This window comes from Enterococcus sp. DIV1937, assembly GCF_050535975.1.
Taxonomy (GTDB): domain Bacteria; phylum Bacillota; class Bacilli; order Lactobacillales; family Enterococcaceae; genus Enterococcus; species Enterococcus faecalis.
The window spans coordinates 2,268,259-2,287,630 of record NZ_CP172909.1; the positions used below are offsets into that span (position 1 = coordinate 2,268,259).

34 protein-coding genes are annotated in these 19,372 nt (G+C 34.0%); 4 read left to right on the top strand and 30 right to left on the bottom strand.

Going from position 1 to position 19,372, the window contains the following annotated elements; genetic code table 11:
• Positions 1–6: 6 nt before the first annotated feature.
• From IGL13_RS10860 to IGL13_RS10895, 8 genes are all read right to left on the bottom strand, one after another.
• Positions 7–237, bottom strand: coding sequence for a hypothetical protein (locus IGL13_RS10860; protein ID WP_010708925.1), 231 nt, complete (start codon positions 235–237; stop codon positions 7–9).
• Positions 238–2,022 carry a head protein gene (locus IGL13_RS10865; RefSeq protein ID WP_311051416.1) on the bottom strand — a complete coding sequence of 595 codons (1,785 nt, stop codon included), beginning with the start codon at positions 2,020–2,022 and terminating at the stop codon, positions 238–240.
• Complete coding sequence (locus IGL13_RS10870) at positions 1,997–3,472, bottom strand: phage portal protein (protein WP_430604596.1); 1,476 nt, start codon at positions 3,470–3,472, stop codon at positions 1,997–1,999. Before IGL13_RS10870 ends, IGL13_RS10865 begins: the two co-directional genes overlap by 26 nt.
• Before the next feature lie 12 nt (positions 3,473–3,484).
• The gene (locus IGL13_RS10875) at positions 3,485–4,759 is read right to left on the bottom strand and encodes a PBSX family phage terminase large subunit (RefSeq protein ID WP_267569773.1); all 1,275 of its coding nucleotides are present in this window, start codon (positions 4,757–4,759) and stop codon (positions 3,485–3,487) included.
• Positions 4,749–5,210 carry a terminase small subunit gene (locus IGL13_RS10880; RefSeq protein WP_430604597.1) on the bottom strand — a complete coding sequence of 154 codons (462 nt, stop codon included), beginning with the start codon at positions 5,208–5,210 and terminating at the stop codon, positions 4,749–4,751. The genes IGL13_RS10875 and IGL13_RS10880 overlap by 11 nt, the downstream gene beginning before the upstream one ends.
• A 53-nt stretch (positions 5,211–5,263) precedes the next feature.
• On the bottom strand, positions 5,264–5,482 hold the full coding sequence (locus IGL13_RS10885) for a hypothetical protein (protein ID WP_104859439.1): 219 nt from the start codon (positions 5,480–5,482) through the stop codon (positions 5,264–5,266).
• Between the two features lie 93 nt (positions 5,483–5,575).
• Positions 5,576–6,460, bottom strand: coding sequence for a hypothetical protein (locus IGL13_RS10890; RefSeq protein WP_430604598.1), 885 nt, complete (start codon positions 6,458–6,460; stop codon positions 5,576–5,578).
• 275 nt (positions 6,461–6,735) lie between these two features.
• Positions 6,736–7,143 (bottom strand): transcriptional regulator, encoded by a 408-nt coding sequence (locus IGL13_RS10895; protein ID WP_002364505.1) that lies wholly within the window; start codon positions 7,141–7,143, stop codon positions 6,736–6,738.
• Between the two features lie 86 nt (positions 7,144–7,229).
• Between IGL13_RS10895 and IGL13_RS10900 the strand changes: the two genes are divergently transcribed.
• Positions 7,230–7,379, top strand: a complete 150-nt coding sequence (locus IGL13_RS10900; RefSeq protein WP_164549970.1) for a hypothetical protein — start codon at positions 7,230–7,232, stop codon at positions 7,377–7,379.
• A 36-nt stretch (positions 7,380–7,415) separates the two neighbouring features.
• Here the strand turns inward: IGL13_RS10900 and IGL13_RS10905 are convergent, their stop codons facing one another.
• The 15 genes from IGL13_RS10905 to IGL13_RS10975 form a co-directional block, all read right to left on the bottom strand.
• Complete coding sequence (locus IGL13_RS10905; protein ID WP_430604599.1) at positions 7,416–7,619, bottom strand: hypothetical protein; 204 nt, start codon at positions 7,617–7,619, stop codon at positions 7,416–7,418.
• A 182-nt stretch (positions 7,620–7,801) separates the two neighbouring features.
• Positions 7,802–8,320 (bottom strand): DUF1642 domain-containing protein, encoded by a 519-nt coding sequence (locus IGL13_RS10910; RefSeq protein ID WP_126268791.1) that lies wholly within the window; start codon positions 8,318–8,320, stop codon positions 7,802–7,804.
• 11 nt (positions 8,321–8,331) lie between these two features.
• Complete coding sequence (locus tag IGL13_RS10915; protein WP_126268790.1) at positions 8,332–8,580, bottom strand: hypothetical protein; 249 nt, start codon at positions 8,578–8,580, stop codon at positions 8,332–8,334.
• Positions 8,577–8,888, bottom strand: coding sequence for a hypothetical protein (locus IGL13_RS10920; RefSeq protein ID WP_430604600.1), 312 nt, complete (start codon positions 8,886–8,888; stop codon positions 8,577–8,579). Before IGL13_RS10920 ends, IGL13_RS10915 begins: the two co-directional genes overlap by 4 nt.
• Positions 8,889–9,284 carry a YopX family protein gene (locus IGL13_RS10925; protein WP_430604601.1) on the bottom strand — a complete coding sequence of 132 codons (396 nt, stop codon included), beginning with the start codon at positions 9,282–9,284 and terminating at the stop codon, positions 8,889–8,891.
• Between the two features lie 5 nt (positions 9,285–9,289).
• Entirely contained in the window at positions 9,290–10,243 is a 954-nt protein-coding gene (locus IGL13_RS10930) for a DNA cytosine methyltransferase (RefSeq protein ID WP_430604602.1), read from the bottom strand.
• A 52-nt stretch (positions 10,244–10,295) separates the two neighbouring features.
• On the bottom strand, positions 10,296–10,502 hold the full coding sequence (locus IGL13_RS10935; RefSeq protein WP_430604603.1) for a hypothetical protein: 207 nt from the start codon (positions 10,500–10,502) through the stop codon (positions 10,296–10,298).
• 19 nt (positions 10,503–10,521) lie between these two features.
• Positions 10,522–10,851, bottom strand: a complete 330-nt coding sequence (locus tag IGL13_RS10940; RefSeq protein WP_033600926.1) for a hypothetical protein — start codon at positions 10,849–10,851, stop codon at positions 10,522–10,524.
• Between the two features lie 11 nt (positions 10,852–10,862).
• Complete coding sequence (ssb, locus tag IGL13_RS10945) at positions 10,863–11,390, bottom strand: single-stranded DNA-binding protein (protein WP_430604604.1); 528 nt, start codon at positions 11,388–11,390, stop codon at positions 10,863–10,865.
• Between the two features lie 4 nt (positions 11,391–11,394).
• Positions 11,395–12,237 (bottom strand): DNA replication protein, encoded by an 843-nt coding sequence (locus IGL13_RS10950; protein WP_430604646.1) that lies wholly within the window; start codon positions 12,235–12,237, stop codon positions 11,395–11,397.
• Between the two features lie 19 nt (positions 12,238–12,256).
• The gene (locus IGL13_RS10955) at positions 12,257–12,742 is read right to left on the bottom strand and encodes a hypothetical protein (protein WP_430601640.1); all 486 of its coding nucleotides are present in this window, start codon (positions 12,740–12,742) and stop codon (positions 12,257–12,259) included.
• Between the two features lie 5 nt (positions 12,743–12,747).
• The gene (locus IGL13_RS10960) at positions 12,748–13,389 is read right to left on the bottom strand and encodes a putative HNHc nuclease (protein WP_002401957.1); all 642 of its coding nucleotides are present in this window, start codon (positions 13,387–13,389) and stop codon (positions 12,748–12,750) included.
• Between the two features lie 4 nt (positions 13,390–13,393).
• Positions 13,394–14,410, bottom strand: a complete 1,017-nt coding sequence (locus IGL13_RS10965; protein ID WP_104842323.1) for an AAA family ATPase — start codon at positions 14,408–14,410, stop codon at positions 13,394–13,396.
• Positions 14,411–14,421: 11 nt separating this feature from the next.
• Positions 14,422–14,901, bottom strand: a complete 480-nt coding sequence (locus tag IGL13_RS10970) for a siphovirus Gp157 family protein (RefSeq protein ID WP_002381628.1) — start codon at positions 14,899–14,901, stop codon at positions 14,422–14,424.
• The gene (locus IGL13_RS10975) at positions 14,885–15,007 is read right to left on the bottom strand and encodes a hypothetical protein (protein ID WP_002414628.1); all 123 of its coding nucleotides are present in this window, start codon (positions 15,005–15,007) and stop codon (positions 14,885–14,887) included. Before IGL13_RS10975 ends, IGL13_RS10970 begins: the two co-directional genes overlap by 17 nt.
• 247 nt (positions 15,008–15,254) lie before the next feature.
• Here IGL13_RS10975 and IGL13_RS10980 point away from each other — a divergent pair, with 247 nt between their 5' ends.
• Positions 15,255–15,809 (top strand): hypothetical protein, encoded by a 555-nt coding sequence (locus IGL13_RS10980; protein ID WP_430604605.1) that lies wholly within the window; start codon positions 15,255–15,257, stop codon positions 15,807–15,809.
• Here IGL13_RS10980 and IGL13_RS10985 read toward each other — a convergent pair.
• The 7 genes from IGL13_RS10985 to IGL13_RS11015 all read right to left on the bottom strand — a co-directional run bounded on the left by IGL13_RS10985 (position 15,790) and on the right by IGL13_RS11015 (position 18,308).
• On the bottom strand, positions 15,790–15,996 hold the full coding sequence (locus IGL13_RS10985; RefSeq protein ID WP_430604606.1) for a hypothetical protein: 207 nt from the start codon (positions 15,994–15,996) through the stop codon (positions 15,790–15,792). The genes IGL13_RS10980 and IGL13_RS10985 overlap by 20 nt on opposite strands.
• 96 nt (positions 15,997–16,092) lie before the next feature.
• Complete coding sequence (locus tag IGL13_RS10990; RefSeq protein ID WP_265612164.1) at positions 16,093–16,266, bottom strand: hypothetical protein; 174 nt, start codon at positions 16,264–16,266, stop codon at positions 16,093–16,095.
• 11 nt (positions 16,267–16,277) lie between these two features.
• Positions 16,278–16,463, bottom strand: coding sequence for a hypothetical protein (locus IGL13_RS10995; protein ID WP_002364665.1), 186 nt, complete (start codon positions 16,461–16,463; stop codon positions 16,278–16,280).
• A 10-nt stretch (positions 16,464–16,473) separates the two neighbouring features.
• A complete protein-coding gene (locus IGL13_RS11000) occupies positions 16,474–17,184 on the bottom strand; it encodes a Rha family transcriptional regulator (RefSeq protein ID WP_141410392.1) in 711 nt (236 codons plus the stop codon).
• A 413-nt stretch (positions 17,185–17,597) separates the two neighbouring features.
• A complete protein-coding gene (locus tag IGL13_RS11005; RefSeq protein WP_263122119.1) occupies positions 17,598–17,795 on the bottom strand; it encodes a hypothetical protein in 198 nt (65 codons plus the stop codon).
• A 34-nt stretch (positions 17,796–17,829) separates the two neighbouring features.
• Entirely contained in the window at positions 17,830–18,099 is a 270-nt protein-coding gene (locus IGL13_RS11010; RefSeq protein ID WP_002414623.1) for a hypothetical protein, read from the bottom strand.
• A 14-nt stretch (positions 18,100–18,113) separates the two neighbouring features.
• The gene (locus IGL13_RS11015) at positions 18,114–18,308 is read right to left on the bottom strand and encodes a helix-turn-helix domain-containing protein (protein ID WP_010708946.1); all 195 of its coding nucleotides are present in this window, start codon (positions 18,306–18,308) and stop codon (positions 18,114–18,116) included.
• Positions 18,309–18,552: 244 nt separating this feature from the next.
• Between IGL13_RS11015 and IGL13_RS11020 the strand changes: the two genes are divergently transcribed.
• On the top strand, positions 18,553–18,900 hold the full coding sequence (locus IGL13_RS11020) for a helix-turn-helix domain-containing protein (protein WP_002401993.1): 348 nt from the start codon (positions 18,553–18,555) through the stop codon (positions 18,898–18,900).
• Positions 18,901–18,919: 19 nt separating this feature from the next.
• Positions 18,920–19,339: an ImmA/IrrE family metallo-endopeptidase gene (locus IGL13_RS11025; RefSeq protein WP_370617577.1), complete on the top strand. Its 420-nt coding sequence runs from the start codon at positions 18,920–18,922 to the stop codon at positions 19,337–19,339.
• The last annotated feature ends 33 nt before the right edge of the window (positions 19,340–19,372 follow it).

Consider the following 19,372-nt stretch of genomic DNA (forward strand, 5'->3'; position numbering starts at 1 on the left):
AAGTGCTTAGTAAAGTCTGCTATGGTAATCTGACGGGACGTGGACCAATTTATTTTCTTTAATATGCTTATCAATGAGTATCGCTAATTTTTTAGCACCTTGAATAGAAAAATCGAAGTCATCACTCTTTGTTACATCGATATATTCATATATTGGAAACTCATCATGAAAATGTTGTTCATACTTTTTAATCGCAGCATCAATAATAGGCCATGCACCATCTTCGCAACTGAACATTTATTTCACCGCCTTTAAGATGTCATCTAACATATTTTCCCATATTTTCGATGCTGTTGGAAATACTTCGTACATCATTTTTTTAGCTTCTTTGTTAACAACGGTTTCAGTCATATGAGCAAAAAATTCTGTTTCTTGCATTCCATATGCTTTCCAGTATTTAGTTCCGTGCCCAAATCCTAACGGGTGATCTATAAAACCACCTGTGGATTCCATCATATCTGACAATGCAGAGTATGCTTTCGGAGATATTTCAGATAGTTTCTTATATTTTCTAACTATAGCACTTTGATCAAAAACAGAAAGTTTTTTTAGATTTTTGACTTGTTGATAATTATCTCCATTTGCTTCTTTTAAATCATTATTGAAAACGTTTAATAAATCTTTTTTTATTGCATTTTTTAATTTATATTCTGGCATTACAGATATGCGATCAAAATCACTGTCTAACATTTCCACACCGATATTATCTATAGCATGACCCAGTTCATGAAATACTACTTGCATTTGAGTTTTATTTTTAGTGCCGTCAAACGCTTCTTTTGATAATTGTATATCATTACCATTAACAAAGCTTTTTGATTCTGAAATGTCTTTAAAATTGAAGCGATTCCCTAAACAATTTAGCAGTTCTTTAATTTGAGTATTATCTATAGAATCTAAACTTTCTATAAACTTCAAATAGTTCTCTTCACCAATTGATTTTGCCATATTTGTTTTATCAAAGATACTAGTTTTTATAGACACTTTCGGATGATTCAACTTAACACCCCACTGATCACTTGCGAATTCGTCTAACAGATTACCGAACATTTCTTCATACAAAGCGTCAATATCATCGCTTATTTCTGGAATTCTTGGTATTTCTGTGCATCTGCACAACGTGTGGTAGGGAGGATGTTCATTCTTAATTAATTGGCCATGAAATCCGCCACAAATGGAACAAACTCGTTCATCTTCTGCAGACCAACTTTCTGATTCTTTAACGTTAGCCCCTCTAAATGATTCTCTAATGCCCTCTACAGCAAAATGGGAATATTCCGTTCTAACAAGATTTTCAATCGATCGATTAAACTTTCCCTGCTCTAACTTAAACATGCCGCTAATAACACCATCGTTCTTCATCGTATTAAGAGCTTCCACAACCCCTCCACCACTTGCCAATGAATTAATAATGGAATTGCTCAAACGTTGCTCTAGAGTTGATATATTGCCCCACAAGCGAGATGAAAATGTTTTTCCGCTCCACGGATAGTTCATGATGTTTTCTAGTTCATTCTTAGTTAATCCAGGTGCTGAGCCGCCTAATAATTGCATCAACGCATTAGAATTAGAATTGTAGATTCGTTTTGTAATGTTTTCTAAGTCGTTATTAAATTTACCGTTAACGTCGCTTGCGATTGCTTCATCAGCTAGCGTTGAAAAGATATCTGCTCGTAATTGTAACAAACGATTAACTTTCGCATAGTCATAGGACGGAAAATATTCATCAATGAATTGCTTATAAGCTTCATCTGATTCCATCAACTTTTCATAGTTTTTTTCGATATACTTGCGGTACTTTTCTTGGTCTCGTTTGCTAAAGTCTTCTAGCATTTCACTTTGTGTGATGTCATGTAAATCCGCTTGTGACAATAGCTGTCGTTGAATTTTAACTAAAGCACGTTCAAAAACAGTTTTTAGCTCACTAAGAGTTTTCTTCTCTAGTTTCAAACGTGCTTTGTCTTCTAATTCTCGGCGTTTTTCCCAATAACGTTCACTAGCCGTTGTTTTCTTCTTCGTCATTATCCGCACCGCCTAGCTTGCCGTATTCCCCACTTGGATAGTTTTGCCCTTGTTCTAAATTCATCATGTCCGCCTCGTAATCTGGATCTTTAACGAATGGAATTTGATTAATGATAGTACGTTTTGATACATAAGGTGCTAATTTAGGCAACGCCTCAGCAAGATATCCAATATCAGTTGGTAAACTACGACTAAATGTAAACACAATTTTAGAAACATCTACTTCTAATTTATCGTTAAATTTTATAAAAGCTGCCATCGTCTCTGCAACTTCTTTTAATCCTTCTTTGAAATACTGTTCTTTCGTGTTTGTTTTGGCTTCTAGTGCTATTATTTGCCACTTGCGAGCTTCACCAGAGCTATTGGATTTAAATACTTCATCGTTGAAGTCGATTGACTTAGTGACTGTGTAATAAAGCTTTTTCAGCTGATTAAGATGATACTCGTTGAAATCTTTGTTAATATCTTTCGTTACATAGCCAACCTTAGCTTGTGGATCTGGCAAGTTAATAATACCTAATTGCTCCATCATCCCCTGTGCTTCTTCTTCACCTAAACGGGACCCGCTAATCATCATATACGCTAATTTAAATTGCTCTACCTCGTTTTGTTGGTCTGACAGGCTTCTATCAAATGCATCAGAAAGTTCCTCTGCTACTTCAAAATCACAATAACGGTTTGTGTTGTTTTTAAATTCTGATAGGTAGAACGTTTCTAAAGGGTTATCAGTTTCTGCTGTCAATTTAAATGTTTCAGCCGCATTCATTAAATTCGTTTCCACGTATCTGTTATACGTTAAGATTTTTTTCTTAGTAACAACTTTCATTTCTTCGAAAAATTTCTTTTGGTGTGTGTCATATTTCTCTCGAATGAAAATATCTGCATTCTCATATTTTTCGGCTCTCCACGGCTCAACATTACATGCCCACAATTGCCACTCGCCCTCAGTTTTAACGGGTTCTAACAAACGAAAAGCCACCCCACAAGCGCCTTGATATCGTGCCGTGTCCGAATCCAACATTGCGAATCGCATTTCTTTAACTAATTCTGCTAGTCTATCGAATTCTTTAGGCGTTTTAATTTTCGCGCTGACGTTACCTAAAAATAAATCCTTTGTTTTTTGAATTAAGGACTTTCTTTGTTCTGTAATATCATAATCCCATTTAACTGGGATACCAGTGAAATGATCAGCTGCTTGATCAACAATGGTGTTGTATAAGCCAGCGTGAAGTTTATTATTCACTTTTATAATTTTCGTGTTTGGTTTAGGTCTGCTATCAATCTCATTTTCTTCACTTGTATAAGCTTTGTATTTACGCTCTCTGTCATCAAAAAATGGCTTCATCTCTGTTATAAAGTCATTTGGATCAAACAGCTCTTCGTTTATTTGCGTAGAATATTTCGTTCGTAGTCTTTTATATCGACTCAATGTTAAATTACTTTGAAACAATCATTCCACCTCCTAAAATTTAATGAAACTTACGTTATTTTTCTCCATGTCTTCGCTAAAAGCGTATCTTGTTGCATCGATTGTGTGGTTATCTTTATCCTCAAGCCTTGGCTTAGGATTGCCATCTTTATCCGTCTGATAATCAATGTTTTCAAACTCTTTGGCTATATTGGGAGTTCTTAGTGGGTCGATACAAATAAAATCCAAATCATCCAACCATTCCTCGCCATACTGCACAGAGTCGGGGCCTTTTTTAACCCCAAATACGTGGCTCATTCCGTGTTCATTGTTCAATTCTGCTATGGATTTAGGTTCTGCTGAATCCGATGCAATACGATCAGACTGATAACCTTTTGCTTTCGCCTTTTGGGCAAACTCACGATTACTGATTTTCACTCCATAGATTTCATCAACAGCATAGATGCCATTCTTTTTCTTATCGTAGTGCCATCTAACAAATGCTAGCGGATCGGTAGCATAACCGAAATCAAGACCATTTCTGATATTATCAAAGTTAGCAACCATTTCATCAGTTATACAGCCTTTCTCCACTTTTAGGTTACTGAATGGAACTACTCCAGAACCGATTGCTTCACCATCGTATTCCCATCTAGCACGCAAAGGATTTCTATCTCTTGCTGCCTCCACTTCTTTCAAGAATTCTCTCGAAATAAAAGGATTATCTTTATAAGTAGAGTGATGAACAAATGTATTCTCAGGTTGGAAACTAGATTCATATTTTTTGTTCACCCAAGATTGTCGACGTTTTGGCGGGTTGTAGCTGAAAAAGAATTTATAAAAAAGACCATTTCCTAATTCACCACGTAAAAGTGAATTGGTAATGGTCGTTACTTCATCTTCAGTTTTAAACTCGCCTAACTCCTCAATCCAGCCAATCGCAAACGGGAACCGACTATCTTTTAAAGACTTGATTCTTTCAGGATTTTGGGCACCTCTGAAAATCATATAATTACCACGAGGTATGTATGTGATTCTCAACGGCGATTTATTAAATTTAAATAGATGCGTTACCCCTTGCTGTTCAATCGCCCACTTCATTTGCTCGTAGATTGATTGTTCTAATGTATTATCAACATATCGAATGCCAACTGCATTGACAGCATACCTCATAAGTAATTGAGTAATAATATGTGCGATATCTGATGATTTACCAGAACCACGTCCACCCTTACAAACAATATTGAGTATGTCCGAATTAAGAGTGGCTCTCCATACCGAATGAAATTTTTTCGGTAATAATTCTGATAGTTTTTTCTTAACCATCATCATCACCGATATCATCAACAAACACTGGCATTTCAGTAACTTCTATTTGTTGCTTGTCGGTGAACAGCGCATGACGTTTACCAAGTAATTCCGCTGCTTTAGTCCTCTCCTCAGTGCTAGGAGTATATTCATAGTTTTTCTGATGCGTAAATATTTCCCCTTCATCATTAGTTGTTTCGGTATTATAAACACCCTTCATTTTTTCACCACGCATGGTGCTAGTGAGATACTCAAGGACTTCTTGTGCATCTGCAACTCTTTCGTTCTGCATCTTTTCTAGCTGTTCATCGATATATTGCTTCACGTTAGCATCTGTTAGCAGTCTGCTTGCATTTACTCTTGCTGTGATATCTTTTTTTATATTTGGATATGCAACCTTATATGCTCTCGTACCATTCATATCAATTAACCATTCATCAGCAAAAACCTGATGTTTTGGATTCTTTATCATGTTATTCACCTTCTTTCTAAACAAAATAAAAAGACTCCTTTCGAAGTCTTAATTCAAGATTTATTTATATATTCCAAACCTTTTTCTGTTAAAGCACAACCTGCTAAGCTAATGTAATCATCCGATGCTCTTACAGGTTCCGTAATATATCCATCATAATATAACTTAGAAATAATAGAACAATAATTATCTGTATCTATACCCAAAACTTCTTTTGACGTATTTTCTCCATTTTGAATTCTCTTTAATAGCACCTTATCCAATGTTATCACCTCCTACATTTAATAATTATACAATTTAAATTTGATTTTGTGGGAGGTGTTTAGCCATTAAAAATATGAACCATATGTTAAACAACGATGATTCTATTTTCCTTCTTTAGCTTTATCCCATTCTATTTTTAAATAATAAGAAATAATTTTCGAAAACTCACTAATTACTTCTCTATATTTTTGTAGCTCTTGATCTACCTTTTCTAATCTTTTTTGATTATAAGGTATACTAGTTTTTAATCTCTCATATTCGAATATTTTTTCTTCATTCAGATAATCTTTTCCTGTTTTTTCTGGACTATTTTTTACTTCTACCATTTTATCTACACCTTCAAAGTACAACGATGTCTGATCAAACAAATCTCTATTCAAAATTTTAGCAATTGATTTTCTATATTTTGCCTTGGACTTATATTTATCATTTTCGTACAATTCTATTAAACATTCAATATATCTTCTAACAAATATATTCTTACCGTTGTTGTTACATTCGTTATAAAGAATTTCCTCGGCTTTTTCAGACACAAAAATATTATCCTCTTGGACATGGATATCTTTTTCTATATCTTCAATCGTCTTTGAACTAAAGAAAAGCTTTAATAATTCAGACGTCTCTTCCACTTTTAACCATTGTTCATGAAATGCAGTTTCTTCTTTCTGCAATGATAGTAACAATGATATAAGTTCAGATGACTTTTCTCTTACTCCATTTATCCATTCTATTCTTGCCTTTGCCTTTAAATTAGCATCTATTTGTTGTTGTGCTATTTTCTTTTGAGTGCTTACATTGATGAAAACTCCTACAAATGTTAAGCATGCTGCAACAAAGCTGACTAGCGCTGCTATACTTGACCACTGAAAGGTTCCGTCTTTAGCAAAAAATATATTTCCTCCAGTTATACCTAAAACATTTAGACTCGTATAATAATTTATCGTTTTAGCAAATAACCAATAATAAAACATCTGTAAACACATCATATAATTTTAGCCTCCATTTTAATATCTCTTTATATTATTGAACATAAAAAAATATATTTCAATGGATATTTGCAAGTCTACAAACAAACACTCGCAAACCTATAGAAAAAAAGAGAAGGCTCTTCACCTCCCCTCTAATAAGAGAACGTATCAGTTTGCGAGTGATAGTGTGATCAGTGTTAGCAACGAGATAATATTTATTTTTGATTTCCTTACACTTCTCACACTACTAATTTACCATATTGACTACAGTTAAAATTCCCAACAAATTCCCATTACAATCCTAATTCTTCTGCGACTCTTTCAAAAAAAGCATTTCTTAATCGATAGGCTGTGTTTTTACTGATAAACAACTGTTGAGCTACCCCTAATAAAGTGAGTGTTGGTCTGTTTTTTAAGTAAAGCTCTTCAATGATTACCTGCGTCTGTTCATCCGATTCTGCTAGGCAACTTTGGATAATATTGCGGTTCCTTTCTAAATTCCATAATCGACGATCTGTAGCTATAGTAATAGCTAACCGTTCAGTGGTAGCCGAATTAGTCCCTTTTCCTTGAATATCGCCATTGATATCCGTTTCTTTATACGGATGTCGTAGTTCCAACTCTCGTTGTCGAATGTAGTCATCTGTTTTGTAATAGTCTCCTAAAATGTCTTTTATATAGTTAAATGTTGACGTTCGCATATTTCTCCTCCAAATAGTATTAACTAAAACTTTTTTCTGGTATAATGTTATTAAATTAATTATTTTTTAATATAGGAGTGAAAGCAATGAACGCCTTAACCCCCAAACAACAAAAGTGTAAACATGTATTTGAAAAAGAAGTGCTTCATGGAATGAAAACTGGTGATTATGTTTGTAAACATTGTAAATTAGAAACGCCAGATCCAAAAAAATACATGGATACCTCTCAAAAGTAATATTTTTTTATAATAGTCCCTCATGTATTATGAGGGCTATTTTCGTTCTATCGTTATCAGCCTAGCGTATTTCAAAATTTTCCATTCGCCATCTTTCATATTGGTTTTATTCATATGATTTCTTTCATCACGAGCTATCGTATAATCGAAAAATAAATCGGATTGCTCTGCTCCATGTAAGTATTCAACATACACGCCATCTACTTGCCTTCCTAAGATAAAAACTTCTGGATAACTCATACACTGGAACCTCCTAAATATAGCCCTAATCCCAAAATAAACGAGCATGAAAGGAAATAAACAAGGTCACTGCTTGTTATGTCATTTCCATACACGAAATGGCTCACGGTTGCTTTTGCTACAAGAATCATTATTGCAATGCCACTAAATTTATTTATTACTCTTTTCCAGTTGCGTTTCATCTATTCACCATCAACTTTCACAGCAAAATCCCAGTAACGTTCATCAATTGCTTTGATTTCTTGTTCAGTATATTTTTTTGCTTCTTCCACATCTTTTGAATAAAAATATCTATAACCAAATCTCATATATCCAATTTCTGGCAATTTCACATAATAAAGTGGCTCTTTCTCTACTTCGTAGCCGTATCGTATTGCATCACACAACGTAAACAGTGTATCTGAATTATCACTCAACCAATCGTAAAGCTCTCCGCGGTATTCCCATTTTTCAGCAATAAACCCATCTGAGTCAGTTGCGTACTCAACATTTGAAAAGAGATCAATTATATTAGTGGAATACTTATGTTTATCAAGCCAATCAGCTACAAACTTCGGAACAAAAACTTTTATCGGTTCATCTAGTTGTTTTGCTAAATTAATTGCTCTTTCGGTGGCATAGTCAGCACCTTTCAAATAATCAAGGCTGTCTGTAGAAACTTCTATGCATTCTAATTCTTCAATCAATTCTTGTTTATTCATCGCTGTTCCTCCTAAAATTTCAGACTGTCGCCTATCATTTTATTTATTTCATAAAGGACCTCGTGTGGTAACACCGCTTGTACATTGACGCCAGTTTCATCACATTTAATATCTAACGTGTAATTAACACCCGTCTCCCCATTTTTACGATAGGCTTCTTTTTCAAGATAAACCTTGTATAAATGCCTACCATTGACAACAATATTTTTTTGTTGCACATTATTGCTGACGTTCTCGTCATACGTTACTTCATAACTCATTCCGCTTCCTCCTGTTCAAGGGCCCACTGGCTAAATGCTTGTAAGACTTCCGCTTGTTCTTTTTTTGATAGCATTCTGATTTTAATTTCACGATACCGAATTGTGTCGTAAATTGTCCCAAAAGGCGACATATAACTGTTTTTAGAATAATCCTCTTTCAACCAATCCAGAACGATCTGCTGATTTTCGTTTAGATATGGTCTTTTAAAACCTTTTACGATGTATAAAACATCTTCTGCTGACATATTTCCTTCTTCAATGCGATCCATTTCTAATTGACGTTCAATTTCTTTTATTAGTTCATGCATTTAATTTCCCTCCAATAGTTCTGGATTTTCATGGATATTTCCGATGATTTCTAATGAACTAGTTCCGTCAAAGGTATTAGAAACATCAATAAAATCATAGTTGTCATCTGGTTCTATTCCATCGATAAAAAATTGATAACAGTCTCTTTTCACGATACCTAGGTAGCTATATTCTCCATCTCGATACTGAACAATATCACCCTCAAAAATTTCAACGCCGTTCTTGTCTTTTAATCCAATGGATTGCATAAGATGCTCTGGTTTCAATTCTATCCATCCAAAAGATTCGATCGCCTCAACCCAAACCTCACCACTTCCGAATCGATTACTCGTCACTCGTACTTGATCGTTCATATATTTTACATCTGGCTCCCAAGCTCTAAATTTTGGAATCATCTTCTTCACTCGCTTTCTGGTAATAAACATTCAAAAATCGCTTCTAAAACAGGGACTACAATACTGTTTCCTGCTTGATGATAAAGTGTCGTATTTTTGTACTTTTCGTTTTTTCCAGGGTTTGCTTTTTTAGCGTTGATAAAATCATCATCATCAAACCCCATTAACCGCCAACACTCTTTTTCAGTTAGAATCCTATATTTGTTTTTCTCATACTCAATCAAACCGCTATTGGGACATCGATCTTGTCTCGTGGTAATCGTATAAACAAAATCTTTTACGACTTCTAATCTGCCACTGAAACCAGTTGCTAAGCTACTTTTACTTCTAATCTTTGATAACATACTAGGCTGTGTCACCAAATACTTTTGATCAGTGGTGACTTCCAGAAAATTCCTCAGTGGTTTTAGCGGTCTGTGTTTAAGTAGATCAAAATTGAATGGCTCACCATCTAATTTACTAATAGCAAATACTCTTTTTCGTTTTTGAGGAATACCAAAATCCATTGCATTTAAGATTTTATATGTTGTAAAATATCCTAGCTTTTCCATATCACTTAAGTATTTTTGGAACGCTCCAACTAGTTTTTTTGAGAATACATTTGGAACATTCTCCCAAATTACTACTCGAGGTTTCCATATACCAAAGTTTTCTATAATTTTAAGTGTCTCAAACATCAGGCTACTTCTTGTTCCATCTTCAACATTACCGCCATATTGCTTACCACCAATAGAAAAATCTTGACAAGGGCTACCATGCACTAAAATATCTGGCTTCAAATTCCATCCAACAACAGATTGCGGTTGATATTTTATTTCTTTTTCAAACATAGCGTTATAACTTCGTACTGCTTTTTCATTCCATTCAACATAATCAATTGATTTGTGCGGAATTCCTAAATTTATTAATGCTTTTCTCGGCGCACCAATACCACCAAATAGTTCTAAAATTTGTATCATAATTTCAAAGGAGTAAAGAATTCTTTGTGGTCGACCAAACCTCCACTCCCTTCTATAAATTCACTGGCTCATTTTTATAACCAGCATCAATCAAAATACTTTCAATTACATAAAGATCCGTTTTCTGTTTCAAGCTAGCTTTAAATTTCTTGGCAATATTTCTAGCTGTTTCTAAAGAAACAACTTCGTATTTTCTAACCAATGCATCCGCAATAATAGCGGATGTTGGCGTGTAATATATCTCTAACAAAATGAACACTCACTTTCATTTTATAAATCTAATTTAAATGTTCAGCTTTATATTCCCAGAATTTGTTTCTAGGCATTCCTAACGCTTCTATGATTGCATTCACTGAATAACCAACCCACTGCAAATACAAATATTCTTGAATGGTGAACTTGTCTTTATCAATTGAGCTGATTGGTTTAGATTTATCCATTGTTTGCTCACCAATATCCCTACCAAGCATTTTAATTTGACGATAGACCATGCTTTTTGGATGTCTATACCAATCTGGGTTTTCATTCATTAACTTAAGCATTTCTTTTCGCTTTTGCTTTTTTTCAGCTTGAATACGTGCAATATCTTCAAAAATTACACTGTTCATTTTTTAACCTCCTAAAAAGGCAGATCATCATCGCTAATGTCGATTGAATTACCTGCACCTGCGAACGGATCTACATCTCCACCAAACGACATTTGTTGGCTGTTATTTTGCTGATTTAAGCCTTTGTTTTGATTCGTGGCATAATTACTCTCGAAATTATTTTGAACGCCTGTACCGCTATTCTGTGAAGTCTGAATGCTATTTCTATTCTCGTTGGTGCTTTTTGACTCTAATAATTGGAAATTTTCGCAAACAACTTCAGTCACATAGACACGTTGGCCTTGTTGGTTGTCATAATTACGAGTTTGAATTCTTCCAACAACTCCTAATAATGTTCCTTTATGGGCATAATTAGCCATTGTTTCAGCAGGTTTACGCCAAATCACACAGTTGATAAAGTCTGCTTCACGGTCACCATTTTGATTCGTAAAGTTACGGTTTACAGCAAGAGTAAAGCTTCCAACTGCAGAACCACTTGCGGTGTAGCGTAAATCTATATCTTTCGTTAAACGTCCAACTAACACAACTTGGTTTATCATATTGTCACTCTCCTAATAATTCTTGTTTTTGTCGTTCTAATTCAGCTAATTCTTCAGCTGATAAAGGCACATCTTCTTGCATTCCAGTCCAATTTGGTAACTGCTCTTGTCTCACTGGCGCCTTAGAATACGCAGGCTGTTTATTTGTTTGAGATAAATCATATTCATCGTTATAACGATCATCACGGATCCAACGAAACAATTCTTGTGGATGGTACCAATCGTTTAATTTAATATACGCAAGATAGTCTTTATATCCTTTTTTAAACGACTCTAAATCTTCTTCCGTCTTGAACTTCTTTAAAAATTGTTCTCTAGCTTTTTTCTTGTTGGTTTTCTTTGGATAAGTTTTCCAAACTTTTTCGAATAATTCATGCACAGTTGAGCTCGGCTCAACACTATTCTTTTTTTTATCCTTAACTAACCTATCCTTACCTAACCTAACCTGTGTATCCATTTGGTATCCCATGCGGTTGTCATCTGGTATACCAAGATTGTTTTCACTCTCTATAATCTCGGTTTTAAAGGTATATGCTTTACTATTTTTCTCAGCTAATTCAGCCTTTTCTTCTTGATATAGAGTTGGTTTGTATCGATCATTTCGGATATAGTTATGAATTTTCCAATGCTTGATAACAATAACCCCGCTATCAAAAACTAAAATAAATCTTTTGGCCATTAATAGCTTTAAATCATCATCTCCACATCCAACCATTCGTTGGATCTTCTTAGGATTATTAATAAATCCATCATCATCCGCTCGCATTGACAAATGAAAATAAAGAGATTGAGTTGACAGCGGCATGTCTAAAAATGCATCGCTATCAATGATGGTCTTTGCAAACATTCTTCTTTCAGCCAATTATCTAACCTCCTATAGTTGAAAACGGCACTTCCCAAAAATAGTCATCGTATTTTTTCACAATATTTTTAGTTGTTTCCCCTTCTATAATTTCAACTTCTTGTGTGAACTCCATCCCCTGTTCAAAAACAAAAATTTTAATATCGATATTATATTTTTTTGAAATACCTTCAAAATCTTCTTCGATAACACCCCAAGCCTGTTTAAAATCTAATATCTCTGCTAACGCTTCATCACATTCTTCGTGCCATACTTCTATCTCTTTTCTATCTATGAAAGCACGTCTGGTATTATTGATGTAGAATTCGTTCTCACTGTACAATGTGGTTGAATAATCATCTTCAGAAATTTCAACCTTTTGTGGGACTGTGACTGGTCCATCTTCAGTCATTTTAAAATTAGGTGAAGCAATTATCCCCTCTTTCAAAAATCTGATTACATTCTCTTTTTTTCCTCTAATTTTAAGTGTTCCCTCTGCCCAGTTTGGCATTTAAATCATCCTCCTATGTTCAGTTTCTTACGTTCTTCGATGTTTAATTTCACTGGTTTAATTTGATACTTATTCAAGAAGTTCTTAGTGCCTATTTGGTGCTCCTCTTGATGGTGCTGACGGCAACCAGCATAAAATGTGAATGTCTCATGATTGATTTTTTTACGATTACGCCCCATACCAACAACCTCAATGTGACAAACGTCAGCATGCTTACCGCAAATACAGCACTTACGATATTTCAGGCAGTAATAAAACCATTTGTTATTTTCAAGCAAGTATTGGTATCTTTTTTCAAGTGGTATATCGTTTTTCAAAATGAACTCAATTAAGAAACCGATCCACTCAGTCGCTTCATTCTTGGTAGCTCTACTATGTTCAAAATAAACACCACTCTTAGCTTCGTAGTAGTATTTCAAGACACTTTCAATCCATTTAGGTTCGTCATAGCTCCAACGTGCCACATCGGCTATTAGAACGTGAGAAAGTGCATTCTGTTTTTGAGACATCTGTCGATTATCTAAGAATTCAACTTTCGCTAAATTATCATCGTTATTAGCCAGAAGTTCGAGAAAATTTGAATTTATTTCATCCTCAAATTCGATGGCCAATTTATTCCCTTTGTGGTTTATGATTTTTCCAATCATTCAATCACTTCTTTTCAAAATCATTTGCAATAGGAGGATTTGCCTCGTCAAATAATTCTGTTTGTTCTTCATCGAGTTCGTTTTCACTTTGTTGTTCTACACTAGGAACTTCAATCTTTTCTAACATTTCTTTCATACGCTCAAGAACTTTAGTTTTTACGTTTTTTAAAGGTACGTTGTTAATCTTGCTGTGCAACTCTTTAAACATATTTTCATGATTTTCAGATTGTGTAGCAAGTTCTGTAATACTACTAATTAATTCATCTTTTAATTTTTCTAAATCTATTCCTTCGCTACTCCACTCATATATTTTTCCGCCTACTTCTTTTGTTATTTTAAAAGGCATATTAAACATATTTGAGTTATCTTTGGTAGCTTCCGCTATGTGGTCCTGATCAATACGTAAAGCGATAGCAAATTCATATTCCAAACTATCTTTTTGATCAGGTTTCAACCCTAGTTTTACTACTTGTGTTTTACCTTGTTCATTTTTTTCCATGTCGTAGGCTTGCTTACTTCTAGACGTTCCAATCACATACATTGAATTTCCTGTTACTAACTTAAGAAATTCTTTCTCTAATGGTTTTACTTTATTCCAAGCCAACATTTGATTTTTAGAGTTGCCTCTCTGATGGTTTTCTACTTGTTCTAAAATGCCACCTTCACCACTCCAAGCATGTGTTAGAGAATCGACTATCACCACCTCAACCCCAGCTTGTTTGAATAAATTAAAAGCCTGTATATATCGCTGTACAGTAAATGGTGCTTCAAAATCAATATGCAAAAATTCCCCTATGTCGACATTCCCAATAGTTGAATCAGCATATAACAACGATCGTTTGTGCTCAGTGTCAATGACACCTATTTTTTCCCATTGTTCTTGTTCTGATAAGTCTGAATGCATTTTTTCAATAATTCCTTTAGCAATAAACAACGCACTTACTGTTTTTCCACTACCACTTGCGCCAGTTATCATGATAGGAACTTTTATTTTTTCGCGTTTAGCCTTTTTTATTTCCATATTGAAACCTCCTATCTAATTCTCAAACTCTTAGTTTGAACTAATTCTGCACCTTTGATTTCCCCATGTTTCAGTTCTTCTTTCAAAGCTGTTTTATCAACTTTGGGAGGTTGAGGAATTAAAAAGCCAATAGGAATTAATTTTTCGTCTATAATATTCACGGAAACTGGATTGTTTTGAATTCCTACATTGAATAATTCGCCCTTGATTTTCGTTTTGCCTACCTTTTCCATTTCATCTTGCAGATATCCTTTTAGGTTCTTTACATTATTAGAAAGCGTTGTTTTTCGTGACTGTAGCCGTTTGATTTCTTTTTCAACAATAGATATGTTGCTTTCAAGTTCTTTAACTACTTTTGCTGTGTTTTCTACTTTTAGATCGATTGAATCGCTAATACTATCTAACGTATCTTTTAATGTTCCATCATCAAGCTCTTCAGCTAATGACAAAACTTTTAAATAATCGTTGCTAAGTTCATAAAGTGTTGCCACGGCTATCTTCCTCCTCGTCATATTCCCATTCTGGTTCGATTTTCTGTAATTCTTCTGACGGCTCTGTTAAAAATTGATCTAGCGCATCTGCTTCACTACGATTCATTCACAAGACCTCATTTCTGTGATATAATTTTTCTTGTATAATTTTTGTATGCGACTTATTGCTTGCCGGCTTAAGTCGCTTTTTTGTCGTCATGCAACACCTCTGCGCTCTTTTTGTTGCGCAATGTATATTTTATTTTTTTGTTGCTGATACCATAAATCAGCAAGTTTTTTCGTTTGCTCTAGTTTTTCTTTTCTTGTCATTTAATTCTACCTACTTTCTTTGGTATACTTTAACTTGAAAGGTGATGAATAATTTGAAAAAATATTTTGATGTTTTTGTAAAATGTGTAACTACTATCGGAGCTTTATTTGCTATTTGGAATGTGATGCAAAACAACAATCAAATAAAAAAAGTTAATTATGAAAATGAGCAAAATATAAAGTTAGAACAATCAAAAAATGTTTCCGTTTGGAACAATAAACAAGCTGATAAAAACAGCCCTGTCTCACTCGAAAAAATTCCAAATGTGATAGCTAATAATTCGAATCAATCACCAGTATATAAAGTGTTTGTTATTTCGATTCCTAGCAAAATAGACAATGATTCATTATCTAAAAAAGTATCTCTCGCTTCAGAATTTAACAGCTATAAATATTTAGAAACTCTACCACCAGGAAAAATCGAGTTAAGTCTTCCAACTTTGCCAAATGCTATGGACGGTGTTCATGGTGTACCTATAATATTTTTTACAGATTTTAGAAATGTTGAATGGTATAGAGATCAACAAGGGCGCCTCATGGAGTATCCAAAATACGAAACTTTTTTAAATAAAAACGGAATTACTCCACCATATCTTTAAGAATCGTTAATATCGCTACAGCAATTAATAAAATAGATGCAACCGGAATTAATAAACCTCCGTAGTCATATAAGAAATTTGTAGGACTTTTCTTTATAATATTTATCCATGACATTAGCGAATTCCCTATAATAAATGCCATTATTAGCAACATTGATATTAAAAATGTTCCAATAAATTTTTTCATACAGAAGTACCTACCTTTAATAAACTTGAAATACTCCTCTCTTATAAATAGTTTGGAGTATTTACTTTTTTGATTGTTTTAACGTTCCTTTTCTAATCATTTCTTAGCCTCTCTATCTTCAAGCGCCAGATCATAATACAGTGTCCAAATGATGAATAAGCCGATATATATATTTTGGATAATCGGATTAAAATTTCCGCCTACTATCAACCCCAATCCGAAAACGATTAGCAACACTGCAATTCTTCTTAAGTTATAAATTTTTCTCATTTCATTTCTCCTTAAATATGCATTCTATTTTGAATCTCTAAGTATCTTAAAAATTCGAGTTCTTTTTCAATTTGATATGCTTTTCCTTCGGTCAGTTGTTCTGATTGTCTAAGCGCTGCTCTATCGTCTTGTAGCTGTTTACGCTCTTTTTTGATTTGGTTGAGTATCCAACTTTCTTGTTCAGTTGTATAAGCCATAATATTCTCCCTATGCTATGTCGTTTAAGTCAAAACTCATTTGTCTTACAACTGTTTTTGTTGCTGTGGAAGGCTCCCAGTCATTGATATATTCAATTACGATTGGATAATGTTTTTCTCTTAATTGTGATCGAGTACCCACGCCTGTGATTTGCTTAATACCTGAATTAATATCTTTGTATAACTTGCCACGCTGTTCTTTTGTGATTTTCCCAAATCCTCTTGCAACTTCTGCTACTCGTTGATGAACTCGACGTGATAAGTAGCCATAATCATCTGCACCGATTTTTTGATTGTCTTTTAAGTCGGCTACTTCTTTTTCAATTACATCTACACGCTCATTTGTTTCTTCATTTGCTGATAAAGCAAGCATCGCCAATTCTCTTTGAGAGGTTGGAAGTTTAGGCTGTTGAATTTCTTTTTCCATTTGATTAAAAGCTTCAATATATTTCAGTTTGAATTGCAAAGCTTTTTTACCTGTGAATCCCATTGCTAGTAGTGTGAATCCGTCACGGTTCATAATTACTTGGCGATAAGACTGTTTGTTTTGCGGATGAATATAGTTATCTTCGTAAAATAGGTCTGCGTAATTTTCCGCAACCCCCTCTTTTAAATCATCAATTGCTGCTAAAACATCACGATGGTTTTTATTAAATGTTTCGGCAACTTGTAAACTACTTGTTACTGCTTGTTGGTCTTTCATTATTACTAAATTTGTCATTTGGTTTACTTCCTTTCTGGTATAATTTTCTTATCAGCAAGTGCTCTGCTGAAATAACTGATAAGGTGGTGAGGTAATGTATAATGTTGTAGAAAAATCTATCCCCTTTTTAGAAAAATATTCTTTTTGGGTGTCGATAGCGTTATTTTTATTTTGGGTTATCCAAAAGAAAAGTAAGCTGTATATTTCTTATTTAACTAATAAAGCCAAGAACAATTACGAACGAAAGTATTTTGAAATTTTTGCATACAATGAAAAAAATAAAAATCATCAAATACAATTAACTAGTAGCTGGCTTGACCTTTACAAAAGTTACTGGAAAAGAACAAACAATACTCTACTTTTGTCATTTATTTTTGCGTATATCTCTTTCAATACAACATCTTATTTTAGAAACGATTCAGATAACTTTTTTAAACTATTAACCATTTCCACAAGTCTTTTCCTAGCTGGATTAACATACATCCAACAGCTATACCGAGAATAAAGATGAATGCTTGAACAAACAAAGATTCTTTATATCTACTTTTCGCCTTAGTATCTTCTGCCAAAGTACTAAGGCTGTTTGCAATGCTTTCCAATGCAATAACTGTTCTTTCATCCGTATTCATATTATTTCCTCCCTAAATTTCGCTTGCCCAAGATTTATCTTTTTTGTGATAGAAGCCATCTGCGACACTCTTCTTTGTCGTAGAACTTCCCTTGTTTACTTACTGATCCATGCGGAAGACCTAGCTTCTCCCATTCCCTTATTGTTGTAGTGGATACATCGAAATATTTTGCAATCTCTGTTTGATTTAAAACTCGCTTATCAATTGAGGTATCTCTTCGTGCTTTTTCTATTTCATCAACAATAATTCCATGTACAAAATCCCTTAGAGAAGCTTCATTTTCTGGAGTTAAAATCACTTCCATTTTTATACCCCCTTCTAATCTCCTTTTGTTTTTAAAAGTTCTTCCATGCCAACACCTAAGTAATCTGCAACTTTTTTTAAATTTTTTGCAGATGGCATCGACTTGTTCCATTTAGAAATAGTTCCATTAGAAAACTCTAAATCACGTTCGATTTTGTAGATAGATAAAGCTTTTTCTTCAGAAATACATTTGATGCGTTCATAAAGCAATTTTCACACCTCCTAGAAATGAATAATATTTTTTGTTTCTGGGGTATTGACTTATAATAGAAAATATTCTATTATAAGTGCATAGAAAATAATCTAAAAACAATATTGTCCTTAGTCTTTTTATTCTATGTTATACCATCCAGAAATGTGAGAGTTTCTTGTACTTCCTGAGTACATGTGTATAATATCATAGAATTATTTCTAATGTCAATAACTTTAATAGAAAAAATTCGGAGGTATTTTGATGAGCACATACGAACGTGTTAAAAAGCTTGCTGCTGCAAGAAAAATGAGCATCGCGGAATTGGAAAGAGTTCTAAATCTATCAAATGGAATGATTTCTAAATGGAGTAAATCTAAACCCAACTCAGAGCCACTTTCTAAAGTAGCTGATTATTTTGACGTATCGACGGATTACCTATTAGGCCGTACTGATCTACCACATGGCGGTTTAACTAAAGAGCAACGAGAAATGACTATTGAAGAAGCAATAAACTCTGTTATGAGTCACGGCGGCAAAGAAGTAACTGATAATGACAGAGAAGTCTTAAAAAGAATAGCAGAGGCGTATTTGGAAGGTAAATACGAATAAAAAAAGAATTTTTGAGAAGGTGCGTTGCTTGGATAAACAGATTGAAGAAATAGTCAAGATTTTAGGAACTACTGTGATTTACGATGAAATTGAAAATAATGCTTATTACATGACACGCTTTAATTTAATAGTGGTAAATGTAAAGCTTTCAGAATTTGAACAAAAAAAAGCTTTACTGCACGAGCTCGGTCATGCTTGTGAGCACCAAGAGAATTATCCCCTGTACAAAACAGCATATGCTCTTCGTTCTAAAATGGAATATGAAGCGGATTGTTTTATGGTAGAAAAATTATTAGATGAATATTTAAACAGTACGGGTATTGCTCCAGAAAGAATCAACTACATGAAATTTATAGAAGATGCCAAAATAGATGCGCGCTACGAAGATTGGGTAAAGACTCTACTGTTTAATAAGTTGCAAAGAATAAACTTTGCATAAAAAAAGCCCGTGCGACAACACGGACTCAAAACC